This window comes from Pseudomonas guariconensis, assembly GCF_040822035.1.
Taxonomy (GTDB): Bacteria; Pseudomonadota; Gammaproteobacteria; order Pseudomonadales; family Pseudomonadaceae; genus Aquipseudomonas; species Aquipseudomonas guariconensis.
In genome coordinates this window covers 114,602-130,965 of the sequence record NZ_CP162012.1, presented here as the reverse complement: position 1 = coordinate 130,965, position 16,364 = coordinate 114,602, and the positions used below count along the sequence as shown (strand labels likewise).

Below are 16,364 nucleotides of genomic sequence, written 5' to 3'. Positions count from 1 at the left end.
AACCTGTCCATCAGGTTTCCGGTCGACCATTGTCAGCACCAGGGTCGCAGTGAATGCGGTAAATAATTATGCCTGCTCCACGCGATTGCGGCCCTGATCCTTGGCTCGGTACAGCGCGTCGTCCGCGCGCTTGAGAACCTGGTCGCCTCGCTCGCCAGAGCGGAAAGCGCTCAGGCCGATAGAGGTGGTGATCACCACCCGCTCGCCCTTGAAGTGGAACGGGCAGGCCTCGACGGCCGCTCGCAAGGTCTCGGCCAGCTTGAGGCCGACAGCAGGCGAGGTCTGCGGCAGCAGCACGACAAACTCCTCGCCGCCAAACCGGGCGATGAAATCCTGCCCTCGCAGACGCTTGCGCAACTGGTCGGCGACGATCTTGAGGACCTTGTCGCCAGCCAGGTGACCATAGTTGTCGTTGATCCGCTTGAAGTGGTCCAGGTCGAGAATAGCCATCAGCAGATGCCCGCCGTGGGCCTGCCAGTGCTGGACCTCCCGCTCGACGCGCTCCGACCAGGCCGCACGATTGGGCAGCCCCGTGAGGGGGTCGAGCAGGGCTTTCTGGCGCTGTTCCTCCAGGTGTTCGCGATAACCGAGGGCTTCCTGCTCCATGTTCGCCACTCGATCGGCCAGGCCCTTCAAGCGGTCCGCCAGCTCCTGCTCACGACGATCGCGCTCATGCTGGTGCTCATCCATGGTGTTCAGCAAGCCTTCGAGGCGGTTCTCCAGGATGAGCTTGAGGCTGTCCACGTCCGCGGCGCCCTGCACACTGCTTTGCAGGCCATCGACCTGCTCACGCAACTGGTTGTCCAGTTCACGCGCGGCGCAGCTGTTGTCGGCATGCCCGGCACTGGCCTCTTGCAGGTGGCTCTGGAAGGTTTCCAGGCGCCCGTTGAGCTGTTGCAGGTAGGCTTCGAATTCATGCTGGCCGCTGTCGGTGATGGCCAGCATAAGCACGGCCAAGTCATCGAGCACCGGAATCAGCTCGTACCAGTTCAACCCACGCGATACCCGCTCGCGCATGGCCAACGCCTGTGCCTTATGGCGCTCCGGTAGGCTCAGGTCGTCGAGCAGGCCGATCAGCGTCTGCTCGATATGCGCCGCGACGGTGCTGTAGGGGGGTTCCACAGCGTCAGGGAGGGCATACGGGCCTTCTGCTTCCAATGTGCTTTGCACATGAGCAAGCTCTTGCTCCGCGACGACGGCACACGCGTCGGCAGGCTCGATTTCAATGGGTGACGACGAAACCGCCTCAGGGCTTTCAGGCAGCGGCAGGGTTTCCAGCGCTCCTTCGTGCGGGCGAGGCTCGTCGGTACCGCTCAGCTCAGCTACTTCGACGTCCGTTTCAGGGGGCAGCGCATCGTCATCGCGCTCAGCAGCCTGCCCAGGGTCTATCTGCGGTTGCGCCAAGGGATGCAGTTCATCCACATCGGCCAGCGCCGCTGGTTCGGCCAGCGTTTTTTCGAGGATCTCGGCAGGCCTGGCCTCAGCAAGCTGGGTGGCCGGCTCCAAGTCCGCCTCGCGGCCGCCGAACAGCCGCTGGAGGAATCCTGGTCGCGGTTCTTCATCGGGCCTTTGCAGCACGCTCAGGGCGCGACCCTGCAGGCCGCTCAGCTCACCCAGCAGCGGCGGCAGCTCTCGGGACTGGCTAACCCCACCATCGAGTTTTTTTGAAAGTTTCTTCAGGGGCCGGGCGATATCACCGGGCAAGGGCAAGCGCTGCAGTTGCTCGACCAGCGAGGTCAGGGCTTCGCTGACCTGCGTCATGCGGGTCTCGCGGCGCTGCTCGGAGTCCAGCACGGCTTTTTCCAAGCGTGGCAACAGGCCCGCAAGCCCCGCGTCCATGTTGTCGCTGCGAATGACCTCGCGCATTTCCTTCATGCACTGGTCGACTGTCTTGTCGCTGCCCTCGGCCGCCAAGGTGCTGCGCACCAGGCCGCGACGCAGCAGATCGAGACGAGCTTCCCAACGGCGCTCCAGCTTCTCTTGCTGTTCGATGCTTTTGAGGTACTTCTCTTTCCAGCGCTCGCCTTCGTCTGTCATGCCTGGATCCGCAAACCGGTGATAGCAATCAGCCCAAAGCCGGCAGCGTATCCACAGTCAGTGCATCAGGCAAACGAATCTCGACGGCAACCGGAAGGTGGTCGGAAATTGGCTGGGCCAGCACCTCGACCCGTTCCAGGGTCAGGCTCGGGCTGAGCAGGATGTGATCCAGGCAGCGCTGGGGGCGCCAGCTGGGAAAGGTGGCCTCGACCTGCGGCGCGATGAGGCCCAGATCGCGAAGGGGCGAATGCTCGAGCAGGTCATTGGCATGAGTGTTCATGTCGCCCATGAGCACCTGATGGCGGTAGCCGCCGATCAACTCGCGGACATACGCCAATTGCCGGGCCCGTGTCTTGGCGCCGAGCGCCAGGTGCATCATCACCACGATCAGGGCGTCTTCGCCTTCGCCAAAACGTACCAGGATCGCACCTCGACCGGCTGGGCCAGGCAGGGGGTGATCTTCGAGATGCTGTGGCTTGAGGCGGCTGAGCACGCCGTTGCTGTGCTGGGCGAAACGCCCGAGGTTGCGGTTGAGCTGCTGGTACCAGTACGGAAATGCCCCGAGCTGGGCCAGATGTTCGACCTGATTGATGTAACCCGAGCGCAGGCTGCCGCCATCGGCTTCCTGCAAGGCCACCAGATCGAAGTCACCGAGCAGTTCGCCGATCCGCTGCAGGTTGCCGGCCCGCCCATTGTGCGGCAACAGGTGCTGCCAACTGCGGGTCAGGTAGTGCCGATAGCGCTCGGTGCTGATACCGACCTGGATATTGAAGCTGAGCAGGCGCAGTCGCCCATCCGCCGGCAAGCCTGATGCCTGCAGGTGATGCTCGTTGACCTGCGGTTGCCGCAGGCCAACCAGGCGTGTGGAGCGAAAGCGGCTCATGGGCAACGCCGCTTATTTAGCGGCGCGCTCCTTGGCGATCAGCTGGTCGGCGACATCCAGCACGCCTTCCGGCCCGCCGGCGGTACCCAGGTCGAAGCGGTACTTGCCGTTGACGACCATGCTCGGCACGCCAGTGATTTCGTACTTCTTCGCCAGGTCCTTGGCCTGCTGCACCTGGCCCTTGATGGCGAACGAGTTGAAGGTGGCGAGGAACTTGTCTTTATCCACGCCCTGGGTGGCGAGGAAGTCGGCCATTTCTTCAGGCTTGGTCAGGCGCATGCGCTTGTTCTGGATGGCATCGAAGACCGCGGCATGGACGTTGTGCTCGACGCCCATGGCCTCGAGGGTCAGGAACATCTGACCGTGGGCATCCCAGGGGCCGCCGAACATGGCGGGCACGCGCTTGAAGTTGACGTCGGCCGGCAGTTTCTCAGCCCATGGATTGATGGTCGGTTCGAAGTGGTAGCAGTGCGGGCAGCCGTACCAGAACAATTCGACGACTTCGATCTTGCCCGGGACGGAAACAGGAACGGGGTTGCTCAGCTCGAAATACTGCTGACCTTCGACAGGCTCCGCGGCCTGTACGGCGGTCACTCCGAATACGCTGGCGGCGACCAGCGCAGCGCTGAGAATCAGTTTACGCATGCTTTACTCCTGAGCAGTCATTGGTCGCCTCGACGCGACCGGTAGCTAAGACCGGTCGGGAAGGGCTCGGGTTCTGTAGTGTAACGGCTATGGACAGAAAAAAGGGCGGTCCAGGCCGCCCTTTCATCTTTGCCAGGCAGCATTAACCGAACGTTAATGCGCAGGGCCTGCGAGGGCCTACAGGGTTCAGTGCAAGCCCTGGATGTAACTGGCCAAGGCCTCGATGTCCTTGTTGCTCAGCTTGCCTGCGATCGAACGCATGGTCATGGCATCACCGTCATTGGTGCGGTTGCCTTCGCGGAAGTCGGTGAGCTGCTTGGCCACGTACTGGGCGTGCTGGCCCCCCAAGTGCGGGAAGCCCGCCAGGGCGATGCCTGCGCCATTGGGCGAATGGCAACCGGTGCAGGCCGGCATGCCTTTCTCCAGGTCGCCACCGTTGAACAGCGCGCGGCCTCGCTCGACCAGCTTGGGATCAGCCGCACCGACACTGCCCTTCTGGCTTGAGAAGTAGGCGGCGATATCGGCCAGGTCCTGATCGTTGAAGTTGGTCAGCATGCCGGTCATCTCCAGCACGGTACGCTTGCCGGACTTGATATCGTGCAGTTGTTTTTCGAGATAGCGCTGGCCTTGGCCGGCAAGTTTGGGGAAGTTCGGCGCCAGGCTGTTGCCGTCAGGGTTGTGGCAGGCTCCACAGACGGCTGTCTTGGCCTGACCGGCAGCAGCATCGCCTTTGATGGGTTCCGCAGCATTGGCCGCACCTGCGACACCCATGGTCAACAGCAGACTCACGAATAGTTTGTTCATCAGCTAATCCAACACGGCTAGGGGTGAAATGTTATGTATCGGGACTGTCGCTCATCCAGAGGATGACAGACCGGTAGTCCTCGGTACTGCAGTCCATGCACAATCCACGCGGCGGCATAGCCTTGAAACCCTGGGTAACATGCGCCACCAATACGTCCATACCTTGCGCAAGCCTCGGATTCCACGCTGCCCGATCACCCCGCTGGGGGGCCTGTGGCAACTGCCCGGCATGACAGGCCGCACACGTGCGGTTGTACAACGCCTCGGGATCCTGTGTAGCCTGAGCGCTTAAAAACGGCAGGAACATACCGACAGCAAGCAGCCATTTCGCCATGCGCAACGACCTTTCAGGGTTGGGGGCCGCGCTGCGTTCTAATGCGCGAGCTATTGTTCGACACCCCATGCACATCATCCTACGCCGGGATAATGCGCACACAAAAACTGGGGCATTATATACTTCCGCCATCCAAACGGAAACGACACAGCTTGCCGCGCCCGGCGCCTGAATGGCTGGCCTTGGCAACACCCATATCGGATATCCCATGCAAGTCAAAAACCCCATCCTCGGCCTCTGCCAGAAAGCCAAATTCGCCCTTAGCGCCGCCAAGGTCGAACAATGCCCTCAAGACCAGGGTTACGAGGTGGCTTTCGCCGGTCGTTCCAACGCCGGCAAATCCAGCGCCCTCAATACCCTGACCCATGCCAGCCTGGCGCGTACCTCCAAGACCCCCGGGCGCACCCAACTGTTGAATTTCTTCAGTCTGGACGATGAACGGCGTTTGGTCGACCTGCCAGGCTACGGATATGCAAAAGTCCCGATCCCACTCAAGCAGCACTGGCAGCATCACTTGGAAGCCTACCTGGGCAGCCGTGAGTGCCTGCGCGGAGTGATCCTGCTGATGGATGTGCGTCACCCGATGACCGATTTCGACAAGATGATGCTCGACTGGTCCAAGGCCAGCGCCATGCCAATGCACATCCTGCTCACCAAGGCCGACAAGCTCACCTTTGGCGCGGCCAAGAACACGCTGCTCAAGGTGCAGTCGGAAATCCGCAAGGGCTGGGGCGATGGGGTGACCATCCAGTTGTTCTCGGCCCCCAAGCGCCTCGGGCTCGAGGAAGCCTACGGCGTGTTGGCCGAGTGGATGGAGCTGGAAGACAAGCCCGCCTGAGGACAAGGCCGTGTCCGGTGGGAGCGTACGCTTGATACCCGATGGCGGGTAAAGCCGCTCCCACAGCGCCAGGCGCAAGTCGGTCGCCAAATTCCAGGCAAAAAAAACCCCGGACTTCGTATGGGGAGGGGGAAGTTCGGGGTTCAAGTCCGGACCGCTAGGGCGGGGTCCGGGTATCTGCCAACACTTAACACAACATAGGAGCATCGAAAGGCTTCACCAGCCATTCAGTTACTCTGAGTCCCGCTTCACCGGTTTAGTTCCAAGGCCCTGAAAACTATTTGCGATAGTTTCATGAAACCTCAGAACCGCCAGCGCTGAACCGACAGTGGATCCACGACTCTCGCCACACATCCTATCCTGCTTGCCCTGCTCGATTCAGTGAGCTTCGTCCCAATTCGAGCCAATGCCCACTTCCACCAGCAGCGGCACATCCAGCTGCGCGGCATTGCTCATGTAGGGACGGATCTGCTCCCGTACCTGTTCGACCAAGTCCTCACGCACCTCCAGCACCAGTTCATCGTGGACCTGCAGGATCACACGTGCATCCAGGCCGCTATCGGTCAGCCAGTTATCCACAGCCACCATGGCGCGCTTGATGATGTCCGCCGCGGTGCCCTGCATCGGCGCGTTGATCGCGGTGCGCTCGGCACCCTTGCGCAGCGCCGGGTTCTTCGCGTTGATGTCCGGCAAATACAGGCGGCGACCGAACAAGGTTTCGACGAAGCCCTGCTCGGCGGCCTGGGCGCGAGTGCGCTCCATGTACGCCAATACGCCAGGGTAGCGGGCGAAATAGCGGTCGATATAGTCTTGGGACTGCTTGCGATCGACACCGATCTGCTTGGCCAGGCCAAAAGCGCTCATGCCGTAGATCAGGCCAAAGTTGATGGCCTTGGCACTTCGGCGCTGGTCGTTGGTGACTTGCTCCAGCGGCACGCCGAAAACCTCCGCGGCGGTAGCCCGGTGCACGTCCAGGTCGTTGCGGAAGGCATGCAGCAGCCCTTCGTCCTTGGCCAGATGGGCCATGATGCGCAGTTCGATCTGTGAATAGTCGGCCGCCAGCAGCTTGTAGCCGGGGCTGGCGACGAACGCCTGACGAATCCGCCGGCCTTCGGCAGTGCGCACCGGAATGTTCTGCAGGTTCGGGTCGCTGGACGACAGGCGCCCGGTGGCGGCCACAGCCTGCTGGTAGGAGGTGTGGATCCGGCCGGTGCGCGGGTTGATCTGCTCTGGCAGCTTGTCGGTATAGGTGCTCTTGAGCTTGCTCAGGGAACGGTATTCCATCAGTACCGTAGGCAGTGGGTAATCCTGCTCGGCCAGTTCAGCCAGCACCGCTTCGGCCGTGGAGGGCTGGCCCTTGGCGGTCTTGCTCAGCACCGGCATGCCCAGCTTGTCGTAGAGAATCACACCCAACTGCTTGGGCGAGCCCAGGTTGAATTCCTCGCCTGCAAGCGCGAAGGCTTCACGCTCGAGCTCGGCCATCTTCACGCCCAGCTCACCGCTCTGCACCTTGAGCAGCTCGGCATCGACCAATGCCCCTTGGCGTTCGATCTTGGCCAGCACCGGCACCAGAGGCATCTCGATGTCCATCAAAACCGGCTGCACGCTGGGGGTCTTGGCCAGACGCTCCTGCAGGGCGTGGTGCAGGCGCAGGGTGATATCGGCGTCCTCGGCCGCGTAAGGGCCGGCCTTTTCCAGCGGGATCTGGTTGAAGGTCAGCTGCTTTGCGCCTTTACCGGCGATGTCCTCGAACGCGATGGTGCTGTGATCCAGGTACTTGAGCGCCAGGCTGTCCATGTCGTGGCGGGTGGCGGTCGAATCCAGCACGTAGGATTCGAGCATGGTGTCGTAGCTCACGCCGCGCATCTGGATGCCCTGCGCCGGGTCGCCGCCCAGGGCACAGTTGGCCAGAATATTGATGTCGTACTTGGCGTTCTGACCGATCTTGCCCTTGGCCGGGTCTTCCAGCAGCGGCTTGAGCGCCAACAATACGCTGTCGCGGTCCAGTTGCGTCGGAGCGCCCTCGTAGTCATGGGCCAGCGGCACATAGGCAGCCTCATGCGGCTCGACCGCGAACGACAGGCCGACCAGCTTCGCCTGCTGTGCGTCCAGGCTGGTGGTCTCGGTGTCGAAGGCGAACAACGGCGCCTGGCGCAGCTTGTCGAGCCAGACGTCGAAGCGCGCCTGGTCGAGAATGGTTTCGTACTTGGGCTCGATCTTGGCCTGCGACGCAGGGGGCGGTGCGACCACGTCACCGGCCTGGGCCGCATCGCGCTGAACCTCGGCGATCCAGCTCTTGAACTCCATCTCGGTATAGAGCGCCAGCAATGCGTCACGGTCCGGCTCGCCGCACACCAGCGCCTCGACTTCGATGTCCAGCGGCACATCGACCTTGATGGTCGCCAACTCGTAGGACAGGAACGCCGCCTCGCGGTGCTCCTCGAGCTTGGCCGGCAGGCCCTTGGCGCCACGAATCGGCAGCCCCGGTACCTTGTCGAGATTGGCGTACAAGTCGCTCAGGCCGCCACCGATACCCGTCAGCAAGCCGACCGCGGTCTTTTCGCCAACCCCCGGCACACCGGGGATGTTATCGACCTTGTCGCCCATCAGCGCGAGGAAGTCGATGATGTGCTCGGGACCGACACCGAATTTCTCGTGCACGCCAGCGACGTCCAGCACGCTACCGGTCATGGTATTGACCAGCGTAATGTGCCCGTCCACCAATTGCGCCATGTCCTTGTCGCCGGTCGAGATGATCACTGGCCGATTCAAGGCCGCGCTGCTGCGCGCCAGGGTGCCGATGACATCGTCGGCTTCGACACCTTCGACACACAGCAGGGGATAGCCCAAGGCCCTGACGCTGGCATGCAGCGGCTCGATCTGCACCCGCAGATCATCAGGCATGCTCGGGCGATTGGCCTTGTATTCGGCGAACATGGCATCGCGGAACGTGCCTCCCTTGGCGTCGAAGACCACCGCGAAGAGGCTGTCCGGATACTGCTTGCGCAGGCTCTTGAGCATGTTCAGCACACCCTTGACCGCACCCGTGGGCATGCCCTTTGAGGTGGTCAGCGGCGGCAGCGCATGAAAGGCGCGGTAGAGGTAGGAGGAACCGTCCACCAGGACGAGGGGCGCTTGGCTCATGAGGAGAATCAACCTTTTCGGCAGGTCCGGCGCTAGAATAGCGGGAACAATTGACGACAAAGGGACAAGGTTATCATGCGTACACTCAATCGCCTGTTACTGCTCGGTCTGTTGGCCACCATGCCAGTCGTCACCCTGGCGGCGGAAGACGCCCCATCGGCAGATCCCGATGTAACCATTCGCACGGAAGGCGACAAAACCATCCAGGAGTACCGGCAGAACGGTTTCCTGTATGCGATCAAGGTGACGCCCAAGCACGGCAAGCCTTATTTCCTGGTACGCGCCGATGGCTCCGAAGGTAACTTCATTCGATCCGACCAGCCGGACATGCTGATTCCGTCCTGGAAGATCTTCGAGTGGTAATCTGAGGCGTATCGTTCACATCAACCAGGCACTTCCGGGTGGAAGTGCCCGCATGGGCTTCTTTTCATCATGTCAGTCTTCACCCCTGTGACCCGGCCTGAGCTGGAAACCTTTCTGGCGCCGTATGAGCTGGGCCGCTTGCTCGACTTCCAGGGCATCGCCGCCGGCACCGAGAACAGCAATTTCTTCGTCAGCCTGGAGCAGGGGGAATTCGTCCTGACGCTGATCGAGCGCGGGCCAGCCGAGGACATGCCGTTCTTCATCGAATTGCTCGATGTGCTGCACGATGCCGACATGCCAGTGCCCTACGCCCTGCGCGACCGCGACGGCAATGCCCTGCGCGAACTGTGCGGCAAGCCCGCGCTGCTGCAGCCACGGCTGTCGGGCAAGCACATCAAGGCGCCGAACAACCAGCACTGCGCCCAGGTCGGCGAGTTGCTGGCGCATATCCACCTGGCCACCCGCGAGCACATCATCGAGCGTCGCACCGACCGCGGCCTGATCTGGATGCTCGAGGCCGGGGCCGAGCTGATGCCAGGCCTGGATACCGGGCAGGGCCAGATGCTGCAGGCTGCGCTGAACGAGATCGACGCGCACAAAGCGCAGATCCTGGCCTTGCCACGGGCCAACCTGCACGCCGACCTGTTCCGCGACAACGTGATGTTCGAAGGCACACACCTGACCGGCGTGATCGACTTCTACAACGCCTGTTCGGGGCCGATGCTGTATGACATCGCCATCACCGTGAACGACTGGTGCCTGGATGAAGCCGGAGGCATCGATGTGCCACGCGCCCAAGCGCTGCTGGCCGCCTATGCTGCACTGCGTCCGTTCACCGCTGCCGAAGCCGAGTTGTGGCCGGTCATGCTGCGCGTGGCATGCGTGCGGTTCTGGCTGTCGCGCCTGATCGCGGCCCAGGCGTTTGCCGGAATGGACGTGATGATCCACGACCCGAGCGAGTTCGAGGTGCGCCTGGCGCACCGTCAGCAAGTGGCACTGGGCCTGCCGTTCGCCCTCTGACCTCGTCTGCTTCTTCGCGGGTTAGCCCGCTCCCAACAGCATCAGCGCCAGCCTTGAAAGGTGGCGCTATCCCTGTAGGAGCGGGTTTTCCCGCGAAAACGCCTCCATCGATTCACAGCTGCTCCAGGCACCCCGTCAGCTCATTGCCCAGCTTCTCCAGCAACCGCTCATAGCCTTTGGCATCCACAGGATCGTTCCCTCCCAAGGCATCGAGCTCGGCCAGACGCACCGGCAGACCAGCCGTCAGTGTTTCGGCCAAGCGCGGGCGCAGTGGCGGCTCACTGAACACACAGGTCTTGCCCACTTCCTGCAGGCGTTTGCGCATGGCAGCGACATGCTGCGCGCCAGGCTGTACCTCGGCGGCCACATTGAACACACCGGTGTGCTTGAGGCCATATGCCGCCTCGAAGTAATCGAAAGCCTCATGGAACACGAAGTACGGCTTGCCTTCGACACCTGCTACCCGGGCCTTGATGCGCAGGTCCAAGGCATCCAGACGGTCGATGAAGGCCTTGAGGTTGGCCTGGTAACGAGCGGCATTCGTCGGATCGGTGGCGGCCAGGTCGCTGGCCATCTTCGCCGCGATCACCCGCGCGTTGGCCGACGACAGCCACAAGTGCGCATCCAGGCTGCCCGGGCGGTGGTCATGATCATGGTCATCGCCGTCATCCTCATGGGCATGGCTGTCCTCGCCAAAATGGCGCAGGTGCATGCCTTGGAGCGACTGCACCGCAACGCTAGGCTTGGTACGGCCGTTGATCACCCGGGGCAGGAAGCTTTCCATGTCCGGGCCGATCCAATACAAAAGGTCAGCATTGGCCACGCGCCGCACATCGGAAGGGCGCAAGGCATAGTTATGCGGCGAAGCGCCCGGCGGCAACAACACATCCGGGCTGCCAACGCCGTCCTGGACCGCCGCGGCGATCTGCTGCAATGGTTTGATACTGGTCAACACGCGCACCTCGGCGTGGGCCGAGAAGGCGATGAAAGCGACAAAAAGGGCAAGCAATCGGGACACGGTGAGTACTCGGCGGGCCAGAAAGAGGTAACATAATAACGTCTCTGTCCAGAACCGTCGCCGCCCATGTCCATCACGCCGCTGGCCAACCGTCCTCATGATCATTCCCACTGCGTGCACAGTGCACTGGCCGAGGCCGACGCCCTGTGCACACGCCAGGGCCTGCGCCTGACCGCCTTGCGCCGCCGGGTGCTGGAGCTGGTCTGGCAGAGCCACAAGCCGCTGGGTGCCTACGACATCCTGGCCGTGCTGAGCGAACAGGACGGCCGCCGCGCTGCGCCGCCGACCGTGTACCGCGCCTTGGATTTTCTTTTGGAAAACGGCCTGGTCCACCGCATCGCCTCGCTCAATGCCTTCATCGGCTGCAGCCACCCCGAGCACGTGCATCAGGGCCAGTTCCTGATCTGCCGCGCCTGCCATGTGGCCATCGAGCTCGAACAGCAAAGCATCAGCGAGGCCATCATCACCAGCGCCAAGGGCGTAGGCTTCACCGTCGAAACGCAGACCGTCGAAGTGGTCGGCCTGTGCGGCAGCTGCCGGGGGCAGGCATGAGCGACGCGTTGATCCGCCTCGAACAGGTCGGCGTCACCTTTGCCGGCGAATCGGTGCTCGACAGCATCGACCTGTCGGTGGCACCTCGCCAGATTGTCACCCTCATCGGCCCCAACGGCGCCGGCAAGACCACGCTGGTGCGCGCCGTGCTCGGCCTGCTCAAACCGCACCGTGGCAAGGTCTGGCGCAAGCCTCGGCTGCGTATCGGCTACATGCCGCAAAAGATCCAGGTCGACCCCACCCTGCCACTGTCGGTGCTGCGCTTCCTGCGCCTGGTACCGGGAGTGGACCGCGCCGCGGCGCTGGCGGCCTTGCAGGAAGTCGGTGCCGAACAGGTGATCGACAGCCCGATCCAGACCATCTCCGGCGGCGAGATGCAGCGTGTGCTGCTGGCTCGTGCGCTGCTACGCGAACCGGAGTTGCTGGTGCTCGATGAACCCGTGCAAGGCGTGGATGTGGCCGGCCAGGCCGAGCTGTACAGCTTGATAACCCGCCTGCGCGACCGCCACGGTTGCGGCGTGCTGATGGTCTCCCACGACCTGCACCTGGTCATGAGCACCACCGACCAGGTGGTGTGCCTGAACCGCCACGTGTGTTGTTCCGGGCATCCGGAGCAGGTCAGCGGCGATCCGGCGTTCGTCGAACTGTTCGGTCAGAACGCCCCGAGCCTGGCCATCTACCATCACCATCACGATCACCGCCACGACCTGCACGGCTCGGTGATCGCCCCTGGCGCCCACGTTCATGGAGAGCACTGCAAGCATGGCTGATTTTCTTCTCTATGCCCTGCTCGCAGGCTTGTCCCTGGCCCTGGTGGCCGGCCCCCTGGGATCGTTCGTCGTCTGGCGGCGCATGGCTTATTTCGGCGATACCCTGTCCCACGCGGCATTGCTTGGAGTCGCCCTGGGCCTGGCGCTGGATGTCAGCCCCGCCCTGGCGGTGACCGTCGGCTGCCTATTGCTGGCGATCCTGCTGGTCACCCTGCAACAACGCCAGCCGCTGGCCTCCGACACCCTGCTCGGCATCCTGGCACCGAGTACGTTGTCCCTGGGGCTGGTGGCATTGAGTTTCATGCACGACGTGCGCATCGACCTGATGGCCTACCTGTTTGGCGATCTGTTGGCCATCAGCCCCACCGACTTGGCCTGGATCCTGGGCGGCAGCGTCGTGGTCCTGCTGTTGCTCGCGGCCTTGTGGCGTCCGCTGCTGGCCGTGACCGTACATGAGGAACTGGCGATGGTCGAAGGCTTGCCGGTGGCGAGCCTGCGCCTGGCCTTGATGCTGTTGATTGCCGTGGTCATCGCCGTGGCCATGAAGATCGTCGGTGTACTGCTGATCACCTCGCTGCTGATCATTCCCGCCGCTGCGGCACAGCGTCACGCCCGCTCACCGGAGCAGATGGCCCTGGGCGCCAGCCTGTTAGGCGTGGTCGCCGTCTGTGGCGGGCTGGCGATGTCATGGTTCAAGGACACCCCGGCCGGCCCGTCGATCGTGGTGTGCGCCGCGGTGCTATTCTTGCTGAGCCTGGCGTTGCCCAAGCGCTGAAAATTTAAGGATGCGCGCAGGTGCATCCTGCAACCTTTTGTCAGGTAAAGGGTCTGTAAGACTTATTTTCGAGCGTGCGCACCAGGGTGTAGACTTGCTCGCTTTTTGCGCAAATAGAGAGTCGCAGGAATGAAGCCGTTCGCCTCCCGTTTTCTGCTTGTTGCCGTTTTTTCCCTGTTCTTGGCGGCCTGCTCCAGCACTCCGTCTGAACAGTCGAACGCGCCTGCCCAGACCGATGCCTGGCAAGCGCTGCAACAAAGCATTGCCAGCAATGAGCTGGCCACCGCTGAAGACCAGTTGGCCGCGTTGCAGGCACAATCGCCAGACGATGCACGCCTTGAGCAGTACCAACGCCAACTGGCCGAAGCCTACCTGCAGCGCAGCCAGATCGTGCTGCAGAAGGGCGACGTCAATGCTGCCGCGACCGCGCTGGCCCGTGCCCGCGCGCTGATGCCCCAGGCCCCGGCGGTCACGGGGGGCGACGCCGTGGCCCAGGCGCGCAAGGCCGAACTTGAAAAGGCCGAGGCCGCGCTCAAGGCCGCCGAGGCCAAGCCCAAGGCCCGCGTCATCGACCCCAGTGCGCCGAGCACCGTGGTGGCGCTCAAGACCACCGATATCCGCGCCATGCGCCGCCAGCTCGATGACATCGCCGTCGATGTGGTGAACTACCAGTGCGATGTGGTGTTTCAGGTGCCGCGCACCGACGATGCACCCTGGCTCAAGACCTTGCTCGACAAGCGCGTGCGCAAGCTCGATAGCGGTTTCGAGCTGAACCAGCGCCATGAAATCCAGCGCTCGCTGCCTGCGCAGGTAGTGCTGGTCCCACGTCAGCCCTGAGCATTGCGGGGCGCGCTGCGCCCCAATCGCAGGCATGGCCAGCTCCCGCACAGCGCGGGAACTGGCTAAACACAGCCTGGCCTACGCCGGGATTGCCTCGGCCACCGCCTCCCGCGCCCACACCCGATGTTGCTCCAGCGCTTTCACGAAGGCATCTACCGCCTGCTGATCATCCCCCAGCAGCAAGCCTGCATCCTCGTTCAAGCCCAAGGCATTGAGCAATGCCTTGCCCTCGCTGGCCATTCCCATGGGCTTGAGGTGCTTGTAGGCCTCAAGCAGATAATGCTTGGCCAAACCACTTTTCCCCAGCGCCTCCAGCGCCGCCTTGCCGGCCGGCACCCACAATCCATCGATCATTACCGATGGCATCCCCTCCATGGAGGCATCCACCGCCAACGCCTTGCCCTCGGCAGTCGTCACCGGCGCCGACGTCGGCCCCAGAACAAGCACGCGTGCGCTTTGGGCCTCGAAAGCCTTCACCAGCCGATCGACACTGGCGCCTTCCACCCCATCGGCCACCAACAAGGCAATCTTGCGTCCCTTGATGCCCACACTGCCGGGGTGGTTCATCTGGCTCAGCGCCGGTGATTGCGCTGGCGTCGATCCCTTGACCTGCACCGTTGCGGTCTTGGGCGCCGGCAAGCCGAGGTTGGTCGCCACGGCTGCGGCGAGGTCCAAGTCGATGTTGGCCAGGATCTCGTTCACCTCCCGCACCCGGATCGCCTCGCGCTCGACCTTGCCCAGCTCGAAGCTGTAGGCCTTGATGATGTGCTGCTGCTCGGTCGGGCTCATGCTCTGGAAGAACAACCGCGCCTGGGAGAAATGGTCGCTGAAAGAGTCGCTACGCTGACGGATCTTGTGCCCGTCGATGCGCTCCTGATAACTCTCGAAGCCACCGCCATGGGGTGCTGGCGGCGTTTCCTTGGGCCAACCGCCATCGATGGAATTGGGCTCATAGGAGGCACGCCCCTTGTCGATGGTCATGCGGTGCATGGCATCACGCTGGCTGCTGTGGTTGGGTACGATCGGCCGGTTGATCGGAATTTCATGGAAGTTCGGCCCGCCCAGGCGGCTGAGCTGGGTATCGGTGTAGGAGAACAGACGCCCCTGCAGCAACGGGTCGTTGGTGAAGTCGATTCCCGGCACGATATGCCCGGGACAGAAGGCGATCTGCTCGACTTCAGCGAAGAAGTTGTCCGGATTGCGGTTGAGCACCATCTTGCCCAGCGGCGTCACGGGCACCAGTTCTTCGGGAATGATCTTGGTCGGGTCGAGCAGGTCGAAGTCAAAATTGTGCTCGTCTGCCTCCGGCACGATCTGCACGCCCAGCTCCCACTCGGGATAATCACCGGTCTCGATCGCCTCCCACAGGTCGCGGCGATGGAAGTCCGGGTCCTTGCCGCCAAGTTTCTGCGCCTCGTCCCAGAGCACCGAGTGCACGCCCTGGCGCGGCTTCCAGTGGAACTTCACGAATGTGGCCTCGCCCTGGGCATTGATCAGGCGGAAGGTGTGTACGCCAAAGCCTTCCATCATGCGCAGGCTGCGCGGAATGGCCCGATCGGACATCGCCCACATGACCATGTGCGCCGATTCCGGTACCAGTGAGACGAAATCCCAGAAGGTGTCGTGAGCCGACGCCCCGGTGGGAACTTCGTTGTGCGGTTCGGGTTTCACCGCATGGACGAAATCCGGGAACTTGATCGCATCCTGGATGAAGAACACCGGCATGTTGTTCCCCACCAGGTCGAAGTTGCCCTCGTCGGTGTAGAACTTGACGGCAAAGCCGCGCACGTCGCGCACGGTGTCACCCGAGCCGCGCGGGCCCTGCACAGTGGAAAACCGCACGAACACAGGCGTGATTTTCTGCGGATCCTGCAGGAAGCCTGCCTTGGTCAACTGCTCGTGGCAGCCATAGCTCTGGAAGTAGCCATGAGCACCGGTGCCACGGGCATGGACGATGCGCTCGGGGATCCGCTCATGGTCGAAGTGAGTGATCTTCTCGCGCATGATGAAGTCTTCGAGCAGCGAAGGCCCACGCACGCCGGCCTTGAGGGTGTTCTGGTTGTCGGCAATCTTCACACCTTGATTGGTGCGCAGGGCCTGGCCGGTGGCATCGCTGCGCACGCTTTCCAGGCTTTGCACCTTGGCGTTGGTGTTGGCCCGGTCAGGCGTGTGGGTTCCGGCCAGCTGGCTGTCCCTGGGCGAATCCGGAGTCTTTGGCATGTCGGTTCTCCTCGTCATGGCTTTCAGGCGCCCCGTTCGGGCTCGTTCCTGTAGTGACTGGAGGCGCCCCGTGAGCGTTCAATCGGATTACCGGTTGTCGCGTTATGCCCAGCGGATTGGT

The 16,364-nt window shown here is 62.8% G+C and carries 15 protein-coding genes; 7 read left to right on the top strand and 8 right to left on the bottom strand.

What is annotated here, in order from left to right:
* Nucleotides 1–66: 66 nt before the first annotated feature.
* The 5 genes from AB1N67_RS00615 to AB1N67_RS00595 form a co-directional block, all read right to left on the bottom strand.
* Complete coding sequence (locus AB1N67_RS00615) at nt 67–2,037, bottom strand: GGDEF domain-containing protein (protein ID WP_253132584.1); 1,971 nt, start codon at nt 2,035–2,037, stop codon at nt 67–69.
* A 28-nt stretch (nt 2,038–2,065) separates the two neighbouring features.
* Nucleotides 2,066–2,920 carry an endonuclease/exonuclease/phosphatase family protein gene (locus AB1N67_RS00610; protein ID WP_043207730.1) on the bottom strand — a complete coding sequence of 285 codons (855 nt, stop codon included), beginning with the start codon at nt 2,918–2,920 and terminating at the stop codon, nt 2,066–2,068.
* A 12-nt stretch (nt 2,921–2,932) separates the two neighbouring features.
* Nucleotides 2,933–3,565 carry a thiol:disulfide interchange protein DsbA gene (dsbA, locus tag AB1N67_RS00605; RefSeq protein WP_043207728.1) on the bottom strand — a complete coding sequence of 211 codons (633 nt, stop codon included), beginning with the start codon at nt 3,563–3,565 and terminating at the stop codon, nt 2,933–2,935.
* Between the two features lie 186 nt (nt 3,566–3,751).
* Nucleotides 3,752–4,369 carry a cytochrome c gene (locus AB1N67_RS00600; RefSeq protein ID WP_043207726.1) on the bottom strand — a complete coding sequence of 206 codons (618 nt, stop codon included), beginning with the start codon at nt 4,367–4,369 and terminating at the stop codon, nt 3,752–3,754.
* Between the two features lie 31 nt (nt 4,370–4,400).
* Nucleotides 4,401–4,703, bottom strand: a complete 303-nt coding sequence (locus AB1N67_RS00595; protein ID WP_043207724.1) for a cytochrome c5 family protein — start codon at nt 4,701–4,703, stop codon at nt 4,401–4,403.
* 208 nt (nt 4,704–4,911) lie between these two features.
* Here AB1N67_RS00595 and yihA point away from each other — a divergent pair, with 208 nt between their 5' ends.
* Nucleotides 4,912–5,541, top strand: a complete 630-nt coding sequence (gene yihA, locus AB1N67_RS00590) for a ribosome biogenesis GTP-binding protein YihA/YsxC (protein WP_070575832.1) — start codon at nt 4,912–4,914, stop codon at nt 5,539–5,541.
* A gap of 378 nt (nt 5,542–5,919) precedes the next feature.
* Here yihA and polA read toward each other — a convergent pair whose 3' ends face one another.
* Nucleotides 5,920–8,685 carry a DNA polymerase I gene (gene polA, locus AB1N67_RS00585; RefSeq protein WP_367863473.1) on the bottom strand — a complete coding sequence of 922 codons (2,766 nt, stop codon included), beginning with the start codon at nt 8,683–8,685 and terminating at the stop codon, nt 5,920–5,922.
* 75 nt (nt 8,686–8,760) lie between these two features.
* On the opposite strand from polA, the gene AB1N67_RS00580 reads away from it, so the two are divergent.
* Both AB1N67_RS00580 and AB1N67_RS00575 read left to right on the top strand, forming a co-directional pair.
* Nucleotides 8,761–9,048 carry a DUF2782 domain-containing protein gene (locus tag AB1N67_RS00580; RefSeq protein ID WP_043207720.1) on the top strand — a complete coding sequence of 96 codons (288 nt, stop codon included), beginning with the start codon at nt 8,761–8,763 and terminating at the stop codon, nt 9,046–9,048.
* A gap of 69 nt (nt 9,049–9,117) precedes the next feature.
* Nucleotides 9,118–10,068, top strand: a complete 951-nt coding sequence (locus AB1N67_RS00575) for a homoserine kinase (RefSeq protein WP_043207718.1) — start codon at nt 9,118–9,120, stop codon at nt 10,066–10,068.
* Nucleotides 10,069–10,180: 112 nt separating this feature from the next.
* On the opposite strand, the gene AB1N67_RS00570 is transcribed toward AB1N67_RS00575, so the two are convergent.
* Nucleotides 10,181–11,086 (bottom strand): zinc ABC transporter substrate-binding protein ZnuA, encoded by a 906-nt coding sequence (locus AB1N67_RS00570; RefSeq protein ID WP_102082107.1) that lies wholly within the window; start codon nt 11,084–11,086, stop codon nt 10,181–10,183.
* Between the two features lie 66 nt (nt 11,087–11,152).
* Here AB1N67_RS00570 and zur point away from each other — a divergent pair, with 66 nt between their 5' ends.
* The 4 genes from zur (at nt 11,153) to AB1N67_RS00550 (ending at nt 14,020) form a co-directional block, all read left to right on the top strand.
* A complete protein-coding gene (zur, locus tag AB1N67_RS00565; RefSeq protein ID WP_043207713.1) occupies nt 11,153–11,638 on the top strand; it encodes a zinc uptake transcriptional repressor Zur in 486 nt (161 codons plus the stop codon).
* Nucleotides 11,635–12,408 carry a zinc ABC transporter ATP-binding protein ZnuC gene (gene znuC / locus AB1N67_RS00560; RefSeq protein WP_043207710.1) on the top strand — a complete coding sequence of 258 codons (774 nt, stop codon included), beginning with the start codon at nt 11,635–11,637 and terminating at the stop codon, nt 12,406–12,408. Before zur ends, znuC begins: the two co-directional genes overlap by 4 nt.
* Nucleotides 12,401–13,183 carry a zinc ABC transporter permease subunit ZnuB gene (znuB, locus tag AB1N67_RS00555; protein ID WP_043207707.1) on the top strand — a complete coding sequence of 261 codons (783 nt, stop codon included), beginning with the start codon at nt 12,401–12,403 and terminating at the stop codon, nt 13,181–13,183. The genes znuC and znuB overlap by 8 nt, the downstream gene beginning before the upstream one ends.
* A 129-nt stretch (nt 13,184–13,312) precedes the next feature.
* Nucleotides 13,313–14,020 (top strand): PA5502 family lipoprotein, encoded by a 708-nt coding sequence (locus AB1N67_RS00550; protein ID WP_367863472.1) that lies wholly within the window; start codon nt 13,313–13,315, stop codon nt 14,018–14,020.
* An 81-nt stretch (nt 14,021–14,101) separates the two neighbouring features.
* On the opposite strand, the gene katE is transcribed toward AB1N67_RS00550, so the two are convergent.
* Nucleotides 14,102–16,261, bottom strand: coding sequence for a catalase HPII (gene katE / locus AB1N67_RS00545; RefSeq protein WP_367863471.1), 2,160 nt, complete (start codon nt 16,259–16,261; stop codon nt 14,102–14,104).
* Between the last annotated feature and the right edge of the window lie 103 nt (nt 16,262–16,364).